We start from the raw sequence: 19,294 nt of genomic DNA on the forward strand, positions 1-19,294 counted from the left end.
ACCCGCTGGCTTTCGCAGGCAGGCAATCCGGCATGAGCACTCTGGGGGCATATTTCCGGCTCTCTCGCGTCGGCTGGATTCTGGTGCGCGAAGGTGTAATTTCGGCCCTGCCGTCGGAAGATCTTCCGCCGTCCGTCGGCATCGCCAAGTCGTTTGTCGGCTTGTTCGCGCGCAATCGTTCGAAATCGAAGAAGCGCAGCGACCGGCTGGCGCAGGCGGTGGAGCGGCTCGGCCCCTCCTACGTGAAGATCGGCCAGTTCCTGGCGACGCGTCCGGATGTCGTCGGCGTCGAGTTTGCCGACGATCTGTCGCAGCTTCAGGACCGCATGGCATTCTTTCCGCTCGCAGCGGCCAAGGCGAGCATCGCCGGGTCTCTCGGCCGCCCGATCGAGGAGCTTTATGCGAGCTTCGATGAGCCGATTGCAGCGGCTTCGATTGCCCAGGTGCACCCCGCCGAGGTCGATACGCCTGCCGGACGCAAGAAGGTTGCGGTCAAGGTCGTCCGCCCCGGCGTGCGCCAGCGGTTCACGCATGATATCGAGGCGATGTACCTCGTCGCTCACATGCAGGAGCGCTTCATGCCTTCTAGCCGGCGCCTGAGGCCGGTGGAGGTCACGAAGACACTGGAGCAGACCACCAAGGTCGAAATGGACTTGCGGCTGGAGGCCGCGGCCCTTTCCGAGATTGCTGAAAACACTGAGAAGGACCCGGGCTTCCGTGTGCCGAAGGTGGATTGGGAGCGCACCGGCCGCGACGTGATCACAATGGAGTGGATCGACGGCGTGAAGATGTCGGATGTCGAGGGCCTGCGCGCCGCCGGCCACGATCTCAACCTGCTCGCGGACACGTTGATCCAGTCGTTCCTCCGCCACACGCTGCGCGACGGCTTCTTCCACGCCGACATGCATCCCGGTAACCTCTTTGTCGACGAACACGGCGATATCGTCGCCGTTGACATGGGGATCGTCGGACGCCTGGGGAAAAAAGAACGCCGCTTCCTCGCCGAAATTCTCTTCGGCTTCATCACCCGCGACTATATCCGGGTCGCGGAGGTCCACTTCGAAGCCGGCTACGTGCCGGGCCACCACAATGTCGAGAGCTTCGCGCAAGCGATCCGCGCGATCGGCGAGCCGATTCATGGCCAGCCTGCCGAGACGATCTCGATGGGCAAGCTGCTGACGCTGCTATTCGAGGTGACTGAACTCTTCGACATGGCGACGCGGCCGGAACTGGTCATGCTGCAGAAGACCATGGTCGTTGTCGAAGGCGTGTCGCGCATGCTCAATCCACGCTTCAACATGTGGAAGGCGTCCGAACCCGTCGTCGGCGATTGGATCCGCAACAATCTCGGTCCGAAGCGCATCGTCACCGATCTCAAGGACGGGCTGAAGGCGGCTGTGAAGCTTGCCGAAGCGGCGCCGGAGATTGCCGCCAAGACCGAGAAGTTTCACCATCAGCTGCTACAGATGAGCGAGAATGGATTGCGGTTCGACGCGGAAACGGCCGAGGCGATCGGCAAATCCGAGGCGCGCCACAATCGCTCTGGTCGGGCCGCCCTCTGGATTATCGCTCTTGCTCTTCTCTATATAGCCTGGGTGATCACCTGATCCATCGCAATGCATGCTGTGTTCGATATTTGGGATATCCCATTCAGTAGCGCCGTCGCATACTCTCACTTTTCAAGGAGATATGGCAGATGAAGCATGAACGCCCCCGCATCGAACTTTCCGGGCAACCGCTCAGCTTTGCTGAGATGGTGAGGGTCGGATCGGGCAAGGTGGCGCTGTCAGCTTCCGCGACCGGAATGGCCCGCATCGAGATTGCCCGCGGGATCGTTGAGGACGCGATCAAGGCCGGGATGCCCGTCTACGGGGCGACCACCGGCGTCGGCGCCATGAAGGATGTCGAGTGGTCTCCGGAGGACCTAGACGCTTTCAATCTCGGGCTGGTACGTGCGCATCACTTCGGCACCGGGACACCGTTTTCGAGCTCCGTGGTGCGCAACGCCATGGCCATTCGCATCAACACCGCATTGACGGGACAGGTCGGCTGCACGCGTGAACTCGTCGATGCCTATATGCGCATGCTGGAGGCCGACATCATCCCGGTCGTCCGCCGCACCGGCTCCATTGGTTGCGCCGACATCGGTCTCATGGGCCAGATCGGCGCCGTGCTGACCGGCGTCGGGGAAGCGATTTACCGTGGCAAGCGCATGCAGGCGGCCGATGCCTTCGCCGCGGCCGGCATGAAGCCCTTCACCATGGCTCCGCGCGACAGCCTGGCGTCGCTCAGCGTCAACGCGGTGAGCTTTGCCGCGGCGGCGGACGCGACCCGCAGCGCCGCGGCCTCCATACGCGTGCTGCTGGCCTCGGGGATGATGGCGTCAGGCGCGCTCGGCGCCTCCCGCGACCCGTGGCTTTCCGTCCGCCATGTCGGCACCTCCCGGGAGGCCCTGATCGGCTCCTGGCTCTGCAATGCGTCGGACGCCTGGCAATGGCCAGTCAAGACCCACGTCCAGGACCCGTTGAGCTTGCGCATGATCGCGCAGGTCTTCGGGGCGGTGATCGAGAACCTGCTGACGACGGGCCACAAGATTTTGGCCGCCACCGGACGCTCCGACGACAACCCCGTCGTCGTCGAGGGGCGGGTGATGACCTCGGGCGGGTCGCTACCGCTCGACGTGACGATCCTTCTCGAATCGGCTGCTCTCTGCATGGCGCACGCGGCCCGCAATGCCTTCAACCGCTGCGTCCTGCTCGGCAACGGCCAGCGCCGCGACCTGCCGGTCAATCTCGTGCCGCCCGGCCGTATCGCCACCGGTTTCGGCCCGATTATCAAGCTGGCCGGCGAAATCTTCTCCCGCGTGCTGTCGATGTCGAACCCGGTTTCCGCGCAGTCGCTGGTGGTCGCAGCCGGGCTTGAGGACGAGGCCGCGTTCCTGCCGCTGGTGATCGAGCGTTTCGAGCGTCAGATGCGGGCACTGATGCGCCTCGCCGCTCTCGAGGCGCTGCTTTCCGCACAGGCCGTGGACATCCTCGGCGACAAGCCGAAAGGTGTCGGCGGAATGCTCTATGACGTCGTTCGCAAGCATGCGGACTTTTATACGGTCGACCGGCCACTTTCTGCCGAGGTGGAAGCGATCGAGGAAGAATTCGGCTCCGACGCCTTCATGTCCAAGCTGATCGAAGAGGTGCCTATCGCATCCTTCGACGATTTCTTTGCGCTCGGCTCGCTGGCGCGCATCGAGCAGCGCCTGACCCAGGAACCGGTCGCCATCTGATCCTTCAATATTCGCCACGGAGCAAGCGGCATGGCTGATTTCGATCTCGTTCTGCAAGGCACGGTCGTTTTGCCGGAGCGCATTCTGGAAGCCGGCTACGTTGCCGTCCGCGATGGCAAGATTGCGGAAATCGGCCTCGGCGTACCGCCTGCCGCCCGCGAACGCAATCTCCTCGGCAAGGCATTGATCCTGCCCGGAGCAATCGACGCCCAAGTTCACTCTCTGTCGCAGAAGAACCAGGAGGATTTCATCTGGTCGACGCGCTCGGCTGCTGCCGGCGGCGTGACGACGATCGTCGACATGCCCTATGATGAAGGCAATCTTGTCTGTTCGGCGGAAGCGGTAAAGAAGAAGATCGCCTCTGCCGGCCCGCAGGCGCGGGTCGATTTTGCGCTCTACGGCACCGTGGATCCCGAGGAAGGCGCCAAGCGGGTCGCCGAAATGGTGGATGCCGGCGTTGCCGCCTTCAAGTTCTCGACGTTTGGCACGGATCCGAAACGTTTTCCGCGCATTCCCCCTGCCCTGTTGGACGAATGCTTTGCCGCAATTGCGCCGACCGGGCTGACCGCCGGCGTCCACAACGAGGATGACGAGGCCGTCCGCACCTACATGGAGCGCGTGAAAGCAAGCGGGATCACCGATTGGCGGGCGCATGGGCTGTCGCGGCCGCCGATCACCGAACTGCTGGCAATGCACACCATCTTTGAAACCGGCGCCAATACGGGATGCCCCTCGCATGTGGTCCATTGCTCGCTCGGACGCGGCTATGACATCGCGCGCGCCTATCGCCGTGACGGTTTCGAGGCGACGGTGGAATGCTGCATTCACTATCTGACGCTGGACGAGGAAAACGACGTCAAACGCCTCGGCGGCAAGGCGAAGATCAATCCGCCGATCCGGCCGCGTGCCGAGGTCGAGGCGCTGTGGCGCAGGGTTGCCGAGGGCAATGTCTGGCTGGTTTCGACGGATCACGTCAGCTGGTCCGAAAATCGCAAGACCAATCCTGACATGCTGGCGAACGCGTCCGGTGTGCCCGGGCTCGAGGTGATGGTGCCGCTCTTCATCAAGGGTGCCGCCGAGCGCGGTATCCCGCTGACCTGGGCGGCCAAGCTGATGGCAGAGAACCCGGCAAAGCATTTCCGCCTCGACCACGTGAAGGGAGCGCTCACGCCAGGCAAGGACGCCGATATCGTCGTGCTTGAGCCGCGCGAAACGGTCTATGACGCAGCTGCGAGCGGCAACAACGTGGTCGGCTGGAGCCCTTATAACGGCATCCGCCTTCCCTGGACGGTCGCCGCGACCTATCTGCGCGGGGAGAAGATCACCGATGGCGCGACGGTGCTGGCTGAACCGGGGACCGGGCGATTTGTCCATCCGCTGCCGAGGCAGGTGATCGCGGGAGCCGCAGAATGACCAGAAACCTGCCGGTCAACGCAGGTCGTATCGCCGAGGATATCGACGCCCTAGCGGGAATCACTGAACCCGGCCATCCCTGGACCCGCCGTGCCTTCTCGCCGCTCTTTCTCGAGGGGCGCGCCTATATCGAAGCGCGCATGCGAGCGGCTGGCCTTGAGACCCGGATCGATGCCGCCGGCAATCTGATCGGCAAGCGGCGGGGCGCCATCGACGGGCGCGGCACGATCATGCTCGGTTCGCATTCAGACACCGTGCCGGATGGCGGGCGTTTCGACGGCATTGCCGGCGTGGTGGCGGCGATTGAGGTCGCGCGTGCACTCAGCGATCGGGGCATCGAGCTCGATCACGACCTGGAGATCGTCGACTTCCTTGCGGAGGAGGTCAGCATCTTCGGCGTTTCCTGTATCGGCAGCCGAGGCATGACCGGGCAACTGCCGGAAGCCTGGCTTTCGCGCGCGACGGAAGGACGCAACCTCGCCGAGGCCATTGCCGAGGTCGGCGGGCGCCCGGGCGTGCTGCAGCAGCAAAACAGGCCCGATATTTCGGGCTTTCTCGAACTGCATATCGAGCAGGGTCCGGTCCTTGAGAACGACGAGAAGAACGATATCGGCATCGTCACGGCGATCGCCGGGATCACCCGCATTGAGATCATCGTCGAAGGCCGCGCCGACCATGCCGGCACGACGCCGATGGATAGCCGCTCGGATGCGCTGGTCGCCGCCGCACAACTCGTCCTCGATATCCGCAATGCCGCAGCCGCCCGGGCGAAGACGCCGGGGCATTTTGCGGCGACGGTCGGCGAGTTCCGGATCGAGCCGAATGCCGCCAACGTCGTTCCCTCGAAGGTCGTCCTGCTGATCGATGGGCGCGCCGAGATTCGCAACGACATGGAGGCCTTCTGCGAGTGGCTGGACGAACATGTCATAAAGTTAGCCATCGCTTACGGAGCGTCCATCAAAAGCCCGATGCGCGTCTCCGACAACTATCCGACGCCGAGCGATGCCGGGCTATTGAAGACGCTCGAAAGGGCTTGCGAAACCGTCGGCGCCAGGCACCGGCGAATGGCATCGGGCGCCGGTCACGACATGGCCTGGATTGCCAAGGTGGCGCCCGCCGCGATGATCTTCGTACCCTGCAAGGAGGGGCGCAGCCACTCCGCTGACGAGTGGGCCGAGAACGACGACATCGCGCTTGGGGCGGCCGTGCTTTTCGAAGCCGTCATGGACATGGACAAGAGCTTGAAGCAGGAGAATGCCTGATGGGACGCATACTCGTTGAGAAGGACGTCGAAGCAGCGGTCAAGGGCGGGTCGGTCTATGCCGCCGGCGGCGGCGGCTGGGCGGATCACGGACGCATGCTCGGCTATGCAGCGGTCAACGTCGGCAAGCCGGAACTTGTGTCGATCGACGAGCTGAAGGACGACGACTGGATCGCGACGGCCGCCGCGATCGGCGCGCCGGCTTCCACGACACCCTGGGAGATGCAGGGCATCGACTATGTGAAGGCGGTGCAGCTGCTGCAGGACGAACTCGGCGAAAAACTGTCCGGCCTGATCATCGGCCAGAACGGCAAGTCGTCGACGCTGAACGGCTGGCTGCCCTCCGCCATTCTCGGAACAAAAGTCGTCGATGCCGTCGGCGATATCCGCGCGCATCCGACCGGCGACATGGGCTCGATCGGCATGGCGGGCTCGCCCGAGCAGATGATCCAGACGGCGGTCGGCGGAAACCGCGCCGAAAGCCGATACATCGAGCTTGTCGTGAAGGGGGCGACGGCGAAGATCTCGCCGATCCTGCGGGCGGCTTCCGACCAGTCGGGCGGCTTCATCGCCAGCTGCCGCAATCCGCTGCGCGCCTCTTATGTGCGTACCCACGCAGCACTTGGCGGCATCTCGATGGCGTTGGCGCTGGGCGAGGCGATCATTGCGGCTGAGAAGAACGGCGGTTCAGCCGTGATCGATGCCATCTGCAAGACAACAGGCGGGCACATCCTGGCCGAAGGCATCATCACCAAGAAGGACGTCGTCTATACCAAGGAGGCCTTCGACATCGGCACGATCGTCGTCGGCTCCGGCGACAAGGCGGTGACCATTCATGTGATGAACGAATACATGGCCGTCGACGACATCGAGGGCAAACGGATCGCCACCTTCCCCTCGGTTATCACAACGCTCTCGCCCGAGGGCGAGCCGCTGAGCGTCGGTCAGTTGAAGGGTGGGATGCATGTCTTCATCCTGCATGTGCCGATGAGCATCATTCCGCTGTCGGCAAGCGTTCTCGACCCGACCGTCTATCCCCCGGTGGAGAAGGCGATGGGGATCGAGCTTGCCCGCTACGCGCTCGCGGCAAAGGCCTGATCGCATGGCGCGGGACGTCGGCCTCGAGGAATTGCTGAGGGAAGAGCTGGGTACTATGTCCGGTCTCAGCGAGAAGCCGATGTTCGGTGGTTTGGCCTTTCTGCTCGACGGCAATCTCCTTTGCGGCGCCCGACAAGACGGCATGCTGGTCCGCCTCGGCAAAGGCAATGACGGCTGGGCGCTCGATTTGCCCGGCGCGGTGCAGATGCTTTCCGGCGGTCGCGCCATGCACGGCTGGATCCGGGTCGGCGCGGAGATTTACGGCGATGACGATTTGCGGCGCCGCCTCCTGGAGACCGCGACGGCCTTTGTGCGCTCACTGCCCGCCAAGTGAACGGAGCTTGGGCCCAAGAGACCAAAAAAAGACAGAGATAGAGGAACGACCAAGATGCCGAAGCCCAATCCACGTCACCCGAAATTTCCGATACCGGGCGGGCCGGAGCTGCGCGCCAAGGGTTGGCGGCAGGAGGCGCTGCTGCGGCTCCTGGAGAACGTTCTCTCCGTCGGTGAGGATCCGGACAATCTCATCGTCTATGCCGCGCTCGGCAAGGCAGCGCGCAACTGGGCGGCGCACAAGGGCATCGTCAAGGCACTGACCGAAATGGACGAGGACCAGACGCTGCTGATCCAGTCCGGCAAGCCGATCGGCCTCGTGAAGACGCATCCGAAGGCGCCGCTTGTCATCATGGCGAACTGCAACATCGTCGGGCAATGGGCGAAGGCCGAGATCTTCTACGAGCTGCAGCGCAAGGGGCTGATCTGCTGGGGTGGGCTGACGGCTGGCGCGTGGCAGTATATCGGCAGCCAGGGCGTCATCCAGGGCACCTATGAAATCTTCATGCGCATTGCCGAGCGCCGGTTCGGCGGTGATCTCTTCGGACGCTTCGTGCTGACGGCGGGGCTCGGCGGAATGGGCGGCGCGCAGCCGCTCGCCGGCCGCATGGCGGGGGCCGCCATCCTCTGCGTCGACATCGATCCCGAGCGCGCGAAGAAGCGCCAGGAGATCGGCTACTTGCAGGAAATCGCGCCGGATCTCGATACGGCGCTTGCGATGATCGATGCTGCCGTGAAGGACAAGCGGGCGCTTTCGGTTGGTCTCGTCGGCAATGCTGCGGAAATCTATCCCGAGATCGCGCGGCGCGGCATCGTGCCGGATATCGTCACCGACCAGACCTCCGCGCACGACCTCGTCTACGGCTACGTGCCGAAGGGCATGAGCCTTGCGCAGGTTCGCGAACTGCGCGAGGACGGTCAAGGACAGCTGATGGCGGCAAGCCGAGCTTCGATCGTGCAGCACGTCACTGCCATGCTGGACTTCCAGAAGAAGGGCTCCGAGGTCTTCGACAATGGCAACCTTATCCGCACACAGGCCAAGGAAGGCGGCGTCGCCAACGCTTTCGACATTCCGATCTTCACCGAAGCCTATCTGCGACCGCTCTTTGCCCGGGCAATCGGCCCTTTCCGCTGGATGGCACTGTCAGGCGCGGAAAGTGATATCGCCCGCATCGACGTTCTGCTGCTCGAAATGTTCCCAGACAACAAGATCATCACCAACTGGATCCGGTTGGCGCGCGAGCACGTGCCCTTCGAAGGACTGCCGGCGCGTATTGCCTGGCTCGGTCACGGTGAACGCACGATGCTTGCCCGCCGGGTCAACGAGCTCGTAGCAAGCGGTGAACTGAAAGGGCCCGTCGCCTTCTCGCGGGATCATCTTGATGCCGGCGCGATGGCGCATCCGAACATCATGACCGAGCGGATGAAGGACGGCTCCGACGCGATCGCCGACTGGCCGCTGATCGACGCGATGATGCTCTGCTCGTCGATGGCCGATCTCGTCGTCGTCCATTCCGGCGGCGGCGGCTATGCCGGCTACATGACGAGCTGCGGCGTCACCGTCGTGGCCGATGGCACCGACGCTGCCGACGAGCGGCTCGACCATGCGCTTACCAACGACACGGCGCTTGGCGTCATGCGCTATGCCGATGCCGGCTATGACGAGGCGCTCGACGAGGTGGCCAAGAAGGACGTTCCCTACATTAGGCTCGGATAGCGCTAAGGCACCTGTCTCGGAAACATTTCTGTCCGATTACGCTATGGCGTGGCGCAACCGATCGATCGCAGGTCGTGCGCCTCTGATAAAGATCGAGTGTTGATTCGACGCTGCCCTTCCAACGAACGGACCCGCCATGCAGCCCCGCACCTACGGTATGCTCCTCGTCAGCATTGCTACGATCATGTGGAGCACCGCGGGGCTCTTCGTCCGCGCGCTCGATCTCGATGTCTGGACCGTGCTCGGATGGCGCTCGCTGTTTGGCGGTCTGGCGCTGACGATCATCATTCTGGCAAAGAAGCGGATCAGCGCGGAACCCGGCAAGGTACCGCTCTTTTTCTATCCGCTGTTCGGTCTCATGGCCGCTATATCGATGTATGGCTACATCGGCGCGCTGAAGCTGACGACCGTCGCCAACGTGCTGGCGATCTATGCGACCGTCCCGTTCGTCGCGGCAGCCATCGCTTATGTCTGGTTGAAGGAGAAGATCAGCAGGCGTGTGCTCATCGCCAGTATGATCGCCTTCGTTGGCGTTCTGATCGTTGCAGGTTTCGGCGCGAGGCCCCAGGACATCGCCGGCAACGCGCTGGCGTTCTTGATGACCCTGACCTTCAGCATCCTGCTCGTCGCGGCGCGGCGCTACCCCGCACTGCGCTTGGCGCCGGTCAATGCGCTTGGATCCGGCTTCTGCGTGCTGCTCTGCCTGCCACTGATGTCGCACGCGATACCGAGCCTGCAGGAGATCCTCGTGCTTGCCGTCTTCGGGTCGACGACATCGGGAATCGCCTATCTACTGTTCATGACCGGCGGCCGCTATATTCCCTCGAGCGAGGCGGGGTTGATCGGTCTGCTCGACGTCGTGCTCGGCCCGCTCTGGGTCTGGCTCGCCTTCTCCGAGACGCCAACGCTTTCCACGCTCATCGGCGGCGTGATCATCCTGATCTCGGTTTTCTGGTATCTCTGGAGCGGCATGGCGCGGTCACAGCAACCACGCCGCACCTTGAAGAACGTTTAGCCGACCCATTATTTTTCGCGAAGATTACCGCTTCGCCAGCTTGGCGGCGGTGAGCGCCGCGACCATGCCAAGCGCCAGCAGCACCAGCGTGAAGGCAACGACGGCGTTCCAGCCATCGGCACCCCAGAAATAGCCACCGACCGAACCGGCAACACTGGAGCCGATGTAGTAGGACAATAGATAAAGCGCGGACGCGTGCCCCTTGGTGCCGCGGGCAAGGCGACCAACGAGGGCGCTCGCCACCGAGTGGGCGACGAAGAAGCCCGATGTCAGCAACACGATGCCAAAGACGATCAGCGGCAGCGAGGATGACAGCGTGACCGCGACGCCGACCGCCGCAATCGCAATGCCGGCCGGCAGCACGATGAAATGGCCGATGCGATCTCCAAGCAGGCCGGCGATCCAGGATGCGGCGATACCGAACAGATAGACCGTGAAGATCAGGCCGAGCTCCGTCTGGTTGAGATTGTATGGCGGCTGAACGAGGCGGAAACCGATGTAGTTGTAGACGGTGACGAAGCTGCCCATGGCGAGAAAGCCGATGGCGAAGAGCAATGGTAGCGCCGGGTTGCCTATATGGCCAACCCAGGCCCTCACGTGAAAGCGGACATCGAAACCCTTGCGCGGCGCAAAATTGCGCGACGCGGGCAGCAGCAGGAAGAAGCCGATTGCCGCGGCAAGGCCGAGCACGCCAAGCGAACCCAATGCAATGCGCCATGAGAAGAACTCAGCCAATGTGCCGGTAACGACGCGGCCTGCCATGCCGCCAAAAGCATTACCGGCGATGTAAAGACCCATTGAGGCGCCAAGACCGCGGGGATCGATCTCTTCCGAGAGATAGGCCATCGCCACGGCCGGCACGCCGCCAAGCAGCAGCCCTTCAAGCGCGCGGATGACGAGCAGCGGGTGCCAGCTCGACACGAGGGCGCAGGCGATCGTGCAAAGGGCAGCCCCGAGCAGCGAGGCGAACATCAGGATGCGGCGGCCGAAGCTTTCGGAGACGGCAGCGGCACAGAAGATCGCGACGGCGAGAAAGCCGGTCGACAGAGATAACGACAGAGAGCTCGCGGCCGGGCTTACGCCGAAGTCCGCGGCAAAGATCGGCATCAGTGGCTGCACGCAATAGAGCAGCGAGAAGGTAGCAAAGCCGGAAAGGAAGAGGGCGAGGCTGGCACGTCGATAAGGTGACGTGCCGCGCAGCAAGAACTGCTTTTCCTGCATTTCCGCCGTCGTTCGCACGAGGTGGAGATTCGGACGGGGATGGGTTTCGGAGGCGTCTGGCGAGCTGTTTGCGGCGCGTTGCATTGGGGGTACCAACCTTTCACGCCTTTTGATCTAGCCAGCAGCGCGCCATTTGTCCAATATATGAAAATACCATTCTTCATAGCTTTTGGAGATACCGATGGAGTTGCGCCATATCCGCTATTTTCTCGCCGTCGCCGAAGAGGGAAATTTCACCCGCGCCGCAGCAAAACTCGGCATCGGCCAGCCGCCACTCAGCCAACAGATCCGCGATCTTGAAAACGAGATTGGGGCGGCACTGTTTCATCGCGTCCCACATGGCGCGGAACTGACGGAGGCGGGGAGCGCCTTTTTGCCGGAGGGTCGCGCTGCCATCGCGGCCGCCGAGAAGGCGAAGCTCGCCGCCCAGCGCGCCACCCGAGGCGAGACCGGTCGGCTGGCGCTCGGCTTCACGGCGTCCTCAGCCTTCAACACGGCGGTCAGCGGCACGATCCGTCGCTTTCGCGGGCAGTGGCCAGAGGTGAGCCTCTCCTTGACCGAGATGAACAGCAACTGGCTGATGGAGAAACTGCTGCGTGAGGAAATCGACGTTGCTTTCATCAGGCCCGGCCTGGAGGATCCGAAGAACGTCACGCTGAAACGCCTGGCGGATGAGCCGATGCTGATTGCCTTGCCGGCGCACCACCCGCTTGCGAAATACGAGAAGGTGCCCGTGTCGGCGCTTGCCGGCGAGCCGTTCATTCTGTTTCCGCGGACGGTTGGCCTCAGTCTCTATGATGATATCGTGCGTGGCTGCCGCGATGCCGGTTTCGAGCTTGTCGTGACGCAGGAGGCGCCGCAGATCCCATCCGTCGTCAATCTGGTCGCCGCCGATCTCGGCGTATCGATTGTGCCAGCCTCGATTGCCCACCTGACACTCGACGGGGTCGCCTATCGCCAGATCGAGGGGCCGCCGCTGGTGGCGCGTCTCGGGCTTGCGATGCTGAAGGCCCAGCGGTCGCGCGTCGCCGCAAACATGATGAGCCTCGTCTGATCAGCCGGCAGGATCCCAATAGGGCGGATCGCCGAAGGTCTTGCGCAGGTGGTCGGCGACAGCGCGCAGCTTGGCGGACGGATTGCGCCCCTCCGGATGCGCCATGTAGATGAACTCGGCTTCCGGCCTGTAGCCGACATCGATCTCCTGCAGCTGTCCCACACTGATAGCAGGCCCAGCAATGAAGGCTGGCAGAAGCGCGATACCGAGACCCGCAGCCGCGGCATCGCGGATCATGTCTCCATTGTTCATGCCGACGGCCTGGCTTGCCCGCACGACGATGGCTCCATCCGGCGTCTGGAACCGCCAGTCCGCAACGCCCCGGTTGGTGTAGAAGATGCCTTTATGGCCATCGAGATCGGCAAGGGTCTTCGGCACACCATGGCGGCTGAGATAATCCGGTGACGCGACCAAAAGCCGACGGCTGCGACTGAGTTTCCACACGACCAACCGGGAGTCGACGATCGGACCGTGCCGGACCACGGCATCATACCCTTCCGAGGAGACATCGACGCGGCGGTCGTCGATGTCGAGCACCAGTCGGATTTCCGGATGCGCGGCCAGAAACGGGTATAGCGCGGGGCCAAGATGCATGCGCCCGAAGGTAACGGGGGCGGCAATGCGCAGCGGGCCGGACAACGTGCCTCGGCGCACCGCCATCTCGGCGGTGGCTTCCTCGATTTCCTGAACGATCCGCGTCGCGCGCTCCAGAAAGGCCGTACCGTCTTCTGTCAAAGTGAGTTTTCGCGTGGTGCGATGCAGAAGCACACCGCCAAGCGACTTTTCAAGCTCCGCAAGCCTCTCGCTGACGACAGACTTCGATAGGCGCAGGCGTCGGGCAGCCTCGCTGACCGAGCCGGATTCCACGATCGCCACGAAGGCCGTTATTCCCTCAACCCTGATCATCGTTCGGCAAATCCGAATTCGAGTTCCACCATTTGGAGACTAATCCGAACGAAAAGAAAATGCCATCTTCTGCCCATCGAAAGGGACGGCAATCGCCATCCCAACCCCATACTGGAGATGGAACAATGAACCGCTTGAATGGAAAAGTCGCCATCGTCACTGGCGCAAGTGCCGGCATCGGTCGCGCAACGGCCAAGCTCTTTGCGGCCGAAGGCGCCAAGGTCGTCGTCGGCGCCCGCCGCCAGGCTGAACTCGAAAGCCTGGTCGCAGAGATCAAGGCAGCCGGCGGATATGCCGTTGCAGTTGCCGGCGACGTCCGCTCGGAAGACTATCACAAGGCGCTGGTCGCCACCGCCGTCGAGCGCTACGGCAAGCTCGACATTGCCTTCAACAATGCCGGCATCCTTGGCGAAGCCGGCCCGAGCACCGGTGTTTCCGAGGCCGGTTTCACCGAAGCGCTGACGATCAACCTGACGGCCTCCTTCCTGGCTGCCAAGCATCAGATCGCGCAGATGGAAAAGGATGGCGGCGGCTCCGTCATCTTCACCTCGACTTTCGTCGGCTACAGCTTCGCCTTCCCCGGCGTTGCCGCTTATGCCGCCAGCAAATCCGGCCTTATTGGCCTGACGCAGGCGCTCGCCGCCGAATTCGGCCCGAAGAACGTGCGCGTAAACGCGGTTCTGCCGGGTGCGGTCGATACCGACATGTATCGCGAGATGAACGACACTGAGGGCAAGCAGAGCTTCATCACCAACCTGCATGCGCTGAAGCGTGTCGCAGCGCCTGAGGAACTTGCGCGCTCCGTACTCTACCTCGCATCCGACGACTCGAGCTTCGTCACCGGTACGGCCTCGTTGGTCGATGGTGGCGCATCGATCACCCGGACCTGATCCTGCGTTCGACTATCCGCTCTGACTGGACAAGCTTTCCGGAAAAGAGCGGATTATCGCGACGGCATTTTCATCACATCATCCAAGGCAGCAACGGGCGCTCGCCCAACGGGAACACAGGAACTCACGACAATGGCACGCTTACAGAACAAGACAGCCCTGATCACCGGCGGCACCAGCGGCATCGGCCTCGAAACCGCCCGTCAATTCATCGCCGAAGGCGCTCGCGTTGCCATCACCGGCAGCAGCGAAAAGAGCGTCGCGGCGGCCCGTGCCGAATTTGGCGACAAGGCGTTGGTCATCCAGGCGGATGCCGGCAACGCAGCCGGCCAGAAGGTCGTCGCCGGCGCGATCAAGGAGAGCTTCGGGCATCTCGACATTCTCTTCGTCAACGCCGGCGTGGCGGAGTTCGGTGCGCTCGAACAATGGAGCGAGGAAGCCTTCGACAGGTCGGTCGCGATCAACGTCAAGGGACCTTTCTTTCTGATCCAGGCCCTTCTGCCGCTGTTTTCGAAGCAGGCTTCGATCGTTCTCAACACGTCGATCAATGCCCATATCGGCATGCCGAATTCGAGCGTCTACGCCCTGACCAAGGGCGCGCTGCTGACGCTTGCAAAGACGCTCTCCGGTGAACTGATCGGCCGCGGCATTCGCGTCAACGCCGTCAGCCCCGGGCCCATCGCGACACCGCTCTATGGCAAGCTCGGCATGTCGGAAACCGACACCAAGGCAAGGGCGGCACAGATCCCGGTCGGCCGGTTCGGCGATGCCGGCGAAGTCGCCAAAACCATCATCTTCCTCGCCTCCGACGAGGCTCCCTACATCGTCGGCAGTGAGCTCGTTATCGATGGCGGGATGAGTAACCTCTGAGGACCGAGACCCATCAGAGGATGCCTGAGAAGGCCGCGGACCCCTCTCCTCCGCGGCCTTTCCGTGTTCATCAGCCGGCATCATGAGGACGACACCGCGGGGAGGAGAAGCACCGGATCGCGGCCCGCACTTACGCCGAACGCTTCGTCCTGCTCCTGATATAGACCCAGTCCGCTGCCAGCATGACGACCAGCGACAGGCCAACGAGCGGGAAGAACACTCCGCAAACAGCGAGCATCGCGATCAGGCCGCGGACAACACGCTTGTCAGCAGGCATCGGCGGGACGCCGAGCGAGCCCGCTGGGCGTCGCTTCCACCACATGACGGCCGCCGAAACCGCAAGCAGGATGATCGCCGCGCAAGCGGCAAGCAGCACCAGTTGGTTCGCAAGCCCGAACTGCTGACCCAGATGAGTGTTGATGCCCCATTCGAGCGATTTGCCGAGCGGACCGTAGTCGGCATAGCTCATGTCGATCAGCGGCGTCCCGGAATATTGGTCGAGATGCACGACCCGCTGCTTGGAAAGATCGTCGGGATAGACCGATCCGGTAAACACCCCATCCGCTGTGGTTGGTATGTTGACGGCGTAACCCCGATGCAGGCCAAGACGATCAAAGGTGGCTACGGCGTCATCGAGGCCAATCGCCTGTGCATGATGGGCGTGCCCTGACGAGTGCGGTACTTGCGCCTGCTCCAGCGACCAGGATGTCTTGGCGACGTGGTCGAGATGCTCGTCGGACATAGGTACGGCAACCCGCACGCCCGCGGGATAGCCGAAGTTGTTGCCATTGGCCCATTCGTTGACCTTGCCGCCCCAGACCCCCGACCAAGGCATGCCTGTGATGGCCAGGAAGACGATGAAGAAGCCGACGAAGATACCGGTGACCGCATGAGTGTCCCGCCAGAAGACCCGCCGCTTAGGGGTGCCGCGAACGGAGAGAACACCGCCTGTCTGTAGGCGTGGCCACCAGAGGTAGACGCCGGTGGCAACCAACAGGATCGACCATCCGGCGGCGATCTCGATCAGCATACGCGCGTAGTTGCCGAAATATTTGAGGCTGTGGAGGTAGCGGATCGTCCACATGACAGTACCGCGATCCGGCAACGCGCCCAGCACCTTAGCGGTATACGGATTGACGTAGACGGCAAGTTTGCCTTCCGCCTCGGTGCCGATGGTGACTTCGGCAGAGGCATCGGGCGTGGCAGGGTCGGTAAACTTGACTGCAATTCCGGGGTAAACAGCAAGGGCAGCAGCCACCATCGTGGAAGGTGCCGCGCGGTTTGCGCCTTGCTGCACTTCGACGCGCTTGAGTTCGGAATGGATCACCGCGTCAATCTCATCCTTGAACAGGTAGAGGCCGCCGGTGATCGCCAGCGTGATCATGAAGGGCAGGACAAGAAGGCCTGCGTAAAAATGCCAGCGCCAGACGGCGCGATAGAGGTCGGAGGCGGAGCGCGCGGAGGCGCTGACGCTCTCGCGACCGATGGTAAGATCGGACATGGAGGACTCCCAACGTAGGAAAATCGAACCTCGGCGTGACGCGCGCTAGGTCGAGCGATGACGTCAGGCGGTAATGGGAGGTGCTCGCGGTTCAGCGATCCGCCCGCGTAAAGCGGGCGAAACGTCAGCATCGGTTCGGATCGCTGCGTCGATTGCAGTTTCGACTGCGACGTAGAGGACCGCCGCCTGCGCGGCGAGAACTGCCGGCGTGGCAGCCGATGCCAGACGGCAGAGCGTGCCGCATGGCCACTCGGGCGCCTTCTTGGCCGGCAAGTTGCCAAGTCCGGCATCGTCGATGGAACCGTGTCCGCTTGAAGAGCAGATGATTGCGAAGGGATCGACGGCGGACGCCGCCATGGAACCCTGCACAGTGCCGCTCAGCAGTCCTTGGATCAGGAATAGACAGGCGACCAGCAGCGCGACGGCGCTGGCCGATACCCGATCCCGCAAGATGCTTCGCATGGTCCCCATGCTTCGCTCCATGCCACAAGAGGGCAGCATTGTCACTGCGACCAACGCGCTTCCGGTGCCGATTGCATATTATTCCCCAAAGGCTTAGGGTTTGATGCAATCAGATAATCGATGGGAAAAGCCATGGTTCTCAGCGGCAAACGCATCCTCCTCATCATTTCAGGCGGGATCGCGGCCTATAAAAGCCTGGACTTGATCCGACGGCTCAGAGAGCGGGGTGCGTCCGTGCGACCGCTGATGACGACGGGGGCGCAGGAATTCGTGACGCCGCTTGCCGTCGGCGCGCTCGCCGCCGATCATGTGTTCACCGATCTTTTCTCCCGCCAGGACGAGCAGGATGTCGGCCATATCCGGCTGGCGCGCGATTGCGACCTCGTGCTGATTGCGCCGGCGACGGCGGACCTGCTCGCCAAGATGGCGAATGGGCTTGCGGACGACCTTGCCTCGACGGTGCTGCTTGCGACCGACCGTCCGGTACTCGCCGCCCCCGCCATGAACCCGCACATGTGGGCGCATCCGGCAACCAAGCGCAACGTCGAGACCCTGCGCGGCGACCATATCCGTTTTATCGGACCGATGTCAGGCGAGATGGCGGAGAGCCGCGAAGCGGGCGTCGGCCGGATGGCTGAGCCGCTCGAGATCGTCGCGGCCGCGGAAGCGCTGCTCAACGATGGACCGAGGCCGCTTACCGGCCGCAAGGCGATCGTCACCTCGGGGCCGACTCATGAGCCGATCGACCCTGTGCGCTACATCGCCAATCGCTCTTCCGGCCGTCAAGGGCACGCGATTGCCGCCGCCCTCTCCGCCCTTGGGGCTGATGTGACACTCGTTTCCGGGCCAGTCTCGGTCCCTGATCCCATGGGTGTGAAGGTCATTCACGTCGAGCGCGCAGACCAGATGCGCGACGCCGTTCTCGCCGCGCTTCCCGTCGATGTCGCGGTGATGGTTGCGGCCGTCGCCGACTGGCGTGTTGCCTCGGCCGCCGACCAGAAGATCAAGAAGCATCCGGGCGAATCCATCCCGACGCTCGCGCTGACTGAAAATCCCGATATTCTGAAGACCGTCGGTCATCACACGCTGCGGCCGAAGCTGGTGATCGGCTTTGCGGCGGAGACCCAGGATGTCGAGAGCAACGCCATGGCGAAACTCGAACGCAAGGGGGCTGACATCATCGTCGCCAACGACGTTTCGCCCGCAACCGGCATCATGGGCGGCGTTCGCAACAGGGTGAAGATCGTCGCTCACAGCGGCATCGAACAGTGGCCAGACCTTGCGAAGGAAGAGGTTGCGACGAAGCTCGCGGCGATGATCGCTGAACGGCTCAAGCAGTAATCGCGACCGGGGCGGTCTTTGCCACGGCCAGCGCCGGACGAAACGGTGCGATATCGAGGCCAATGTCGGCAAGCGTAACGGCACTGCCATCCGGGATCTCCGTCCAGGCATCGACATCGTCGTTGAGCGGCTCGGACACCAGGCAATAGCCCCTGCCGACAGGAGACGCGTAGAGCGTCGGCGCCTTGCGGTCGGTCGCATAACGGATCGCATAGAGTAACTTGCCATCGGAAAAGGCGGCCGTGTAGCGCACCAAGACTGAACCCAGGACGTTTTCGGCAAGGCCCTCTACGAAGCGTATCATCTCCGCCATGGCTGCCATCGGCGTCTGGCGCAGGCCAAACTGCAGGGCGAGCAGGAACATCAGTTCGGAATCGGTGGTCCCGCCGCGCGCGTTGAAAAGCTCATCGTCTAGCATGGCCTCCATGGGACGGCGCAGCCGTTCGAAGCCTGAGATCTGGCCGTTGTGCATGAAGGACCAGTTGCCGAAGGTGAAGGGATGGCAGTTGTCGCGCCGCGTGCCGCCGCCGGTGGCGGCCCGCACATGCGCCAAGAACAACGGCGACCGGATCTGCCGCGCAAGGCTCTTCAGGTTGCAGTCGGACCAAGCCGGCAAGGTATCGCGGTAGCGCCCTGGCTCCAGCCGGTCGCCATACCAGGCGATGCCGAAGCCGTCGCCATTGGTGGGGGTTTTGGCGCGGGTGGCGCAATGCGACTGCTCGATCAAGGAGTGCGCGGGCGAGGACACCAGTTCCTCCAGATAGAGGGGGTCTCCACGATAGGCTGCCCAGCGACACATGCTCTTTCCACTCCCGAGCCCGCCCTGAGGCGGGAGAATGCCGAAACGCGACAGTGATTGTCGAATCCGATGGTTAATAAGACCTGAACGGCCTCGTGGCTTGCAAGCGGAAGATGACAAATTTCCGGCGGCG

General features: G+C 63.1%; 17 protein-coding genes. 12 read left to right on the forward strand and 5 right to left on the reverse strand.

Going from position 1 to position 19,294, the window contains the following annotated elements; genetic code table 11:
* Positions 1 to 32 precede the first annotated feature (32 nt).
* The 8 genes from ubiB to C934_RS0102565 all read left to right on the forward strand — a co-directional run bounded on the left by ubiB (position 33) and on the right by C934_RS0102565 (position 10,117).
* On the forward strand, positions 33 to 1,607 hold the full coding sequence (gene ubiB / locus C934_RS0102530; RefSeq protein ID WP_018855139.1) for a 2-polyprenylphenol 6-hydroxylase: 1,575 nt from the start codon (positions 33 to 35) through the stop codon (positions 1,605 to 1,607).
* An 89-nt stretch (positions 1,608 to 1,696) separates the two neighbouring features.
* Positions 1,697 to 3,280: an aromatic amino acid lyase gene (locus tag C934_RS0102535; protein WP_018855140.1), complete on the forward strand. Its 1,584-nt coding sequence runs from the start codon at positions 1,697 to 1,699 to the stop codon at positions 3,278 to 3,280.
* A gap of 30 nt (positions 3,281 to 3,310) precedes the next feature.
* A complete protein-coding gene (locus C934_RS0102540; RefSeq protein ID WP_018855141.1) occupies positions 3,311 to 4,693 on the forward strand; it encodes a dihydroorotase in 1,383 nt (460 codons plus the stop codon).
* The gene (locus C934_RS0102545; RefSeq protein WP_018855142.1) at positions 4,690 to 5,955 is read left to right on the forward strand and encodes a Zn-dependent hydrolase; all 1,266 of its coding nucleotides are present in this window, start codon (positions 4,690 to 4,692) and stop codon (positions 5,953 to 5,955) included. Before C934_RS0102540 ends, C934_RS0102545 begins: the two co-directional genes overlap by 4 nt.
* Positions 5,955 to 7,052, forward strand: a complete 1,098-nt coding sequence (locus C934_RS0102550; RefSeq protein WP_018855143.1) for a DUF917 domain-containing protein — start codon at positions 5,955 to 5,957, stop codon at positions 7,050 to 7,052. The genes C934_RS0102545 and C934_RS0102550 overlap by 1 nt, the downstream gene beginning before the upstream one ends.
* A gap of 4 nt (positions 7,053 to 7,056) precedes the next feature.
* The gene (locus C934_RS0102555) at positions 7,057 to 7,386 is read left to right on the forward strand and encodes a TfoX/Sxy family protein (RefSeq protein ID WP_018855144.1); all 330 of its coding nucleotides are present in this window, start codon (positions 7,057 to 7,059) and stop codon (positions 7,384 to 7,386) included.
* Positions 7,387 to 7,440: 54 nt separating this feature from the next.
* Positions 7,441 to 9,102 carry a urocanate hydratase gene (locus C934_RS0102560; protein ID WP_018855145.1) on the forward strand — a complete coding sequence of 554 codons (1,662 nt, stop codon included), beginning with the start codon at positions 7,441 to 7,443 and terminating at the stop codon, positions 9,100 to 9,102.
* Between the two features lie 136 nt (positions 9,103 to 9,238).
* The gene (locus C934_RS0102565; RefSeq protein ID WP_018855146.1) at positions 9,239 to 10,117 is read left to right on the forward strand and encodes a DMT family transporter; all 879 of its coding nucleotides are present in this window, start codon (positions 9,239 to 9,241) and stop codon (positions 10,115 to 10,117) included.
* A 24-nt stretch (positions 10,118 to 10,141) separates the two neighbouring features.
* Here C934_RS0102565 and C934_RS0102570 read toward each other — a convergent pair whose 3' ends face one another.
* Complete coding sequence (locus C934_RS0102570; protein WP_018855147.1) at positions 10,142 to 11,422, reverse strand: MFS transporter; 1,281 nt, start codon at positions 11,420 to 11,422, stop codon at positions 10,142 to 10,144.
* A gap of 97 nt (positions 11,423 to 11,519) precedes the next feature.
* On the opposite strand from C934_RS0102570, the gene C934_RS0102575 reads away from it, so the two are divergent.
* A complete protein-coding gene (locus C934_RS0102575) occupies positions 11,520 to 12,392 on the forward strand; it encodes a LysR family transcriptional regulator (protein WP_018855148.1) in 873 nt (290 codons plus the stop codon).
* Here the strand turns inward: C934_RS0102575 and C934_RS0102580 are convergent, their stop codons facing one another.
* Positions 12,393 to 13,298: a LysR family transcriptional regulator gene (locus C934_RS0102580; protein ID WP_018855149.1), complete on the reverse strand. Its 906-nt coding sequence runs from the start codon at positions 13,296 to 13,298 to the stop codon at positions 12,393 to 12,395.
* Between the two features lie 125 nt (positions 13,299 to 13,423).
* Here C934_RS0102580 and C934_RS0102585 point away from each other — a divergent pair, with 125 nt between their 5' ends.
* Positions 13,424 to 14,188, forward strand: coding sequence for an SDR family oxidoreductase (locus tag C934_RS0102585; protein ID WP_018855150.1), 765 nt, complete (start codon positions 13,424 to 13,426; stop codon positions 14,186 to 14,188).
* A 132-nt stretch (positions 14,189 to 14,320) separates the two neighbouring features.
* Positions 14,321 to 15,058, forward strand: a complete 738-nt coding sequence (locus C934_RS0102590; RefSeq protein WP_018855151.1) for an SDR family oxidoreductase — start codon at positions 14,321 to 14,323, stop codon at positions 15,056 to 15,058.
* A 130-nt stretch (positions 15,059 to 15,188) separates the two neighbouring features.
* Here the strand turns inward: C934_RS0102590 and C934_RS0102595 are convergent, their stop codons facing one another.
* Both C934_RS0102595 and C934_RS0102600 read right to left on the reverse strand, forming a co-directional pair.
* Positions 15,189 to 16,559, reverse strand: coding sequence for a PepSY-associated TM helix domain-containing protein (locus tag C934_RS0102595; protein WP_018855152.1), 1,371 nt, complete (start codon positions 16,557 to 16,559; stop codon positions 15,189 to 15,191).
* A 63-nt stretch (positions 16,560 to 16,622) separates the two neighbouring features.
* Entirely contained in the window at positions 16,623 to 17,030 is a 408-nt protein-coding gene (locus C934_RS0102600) for a DUF2946 domain-containing protein (RefSeq protein WP_018855153.1), read from the reverse strand.
* Positions 17,031 to 17,153: 123 nt separating this feature from the next.
* Here C934_RS0102600 and coaBC point away from each other — a divergent pair, with 123 nt between their 5' ends.
* Positions 17,154 to 18,362 (forward strand): bifunctional phosphopantothenoylcysteine decarboxylase/phosphopantothenate--cysteine ligase CoaBC, encoded by a 1,209-nt coding sequence (gene coaBC, locus C934_RS0102605; RefSeq protein WP_018855154.1) that lies wholly within the window; start codon positions 17,154 to 17,156, stop codon positions 18,360 to 18,362.
* On the opposite strand, the gene C934_RS0102610 is transcribed toward coaBC, so the two are convergent.
* The gene (locus C934_RS0102610; protein WP_018855155.1) at positions 18,352 to 19,161 is read right to left on the reverse strand and encodes a class II glutamine amidotransferase; all 810 of its coding nucleotides are present in this window, start codon (positions 19,159 to 19,161) and stop codon (positions 18,352 to 18,354) included. The genes coaBC and C934_RS0102610 overlap by 11 nt on opposite strands.
* Between the last annotated feature and the right edge of the window lie 133 nt (positions 19,162 to 19,294).

Origin of the sequence: Rhizobium sp. 42MFCr.1 (genome assembly GCF_000377185.1) — a bacterium.
Taxonomy (GTDB): Bacteria; Pseudomonadota; Alphaproteobacteria; order Rhizobiales; family Rhizobiaceae; genus Rhizobium; species Rhizobium altiplani.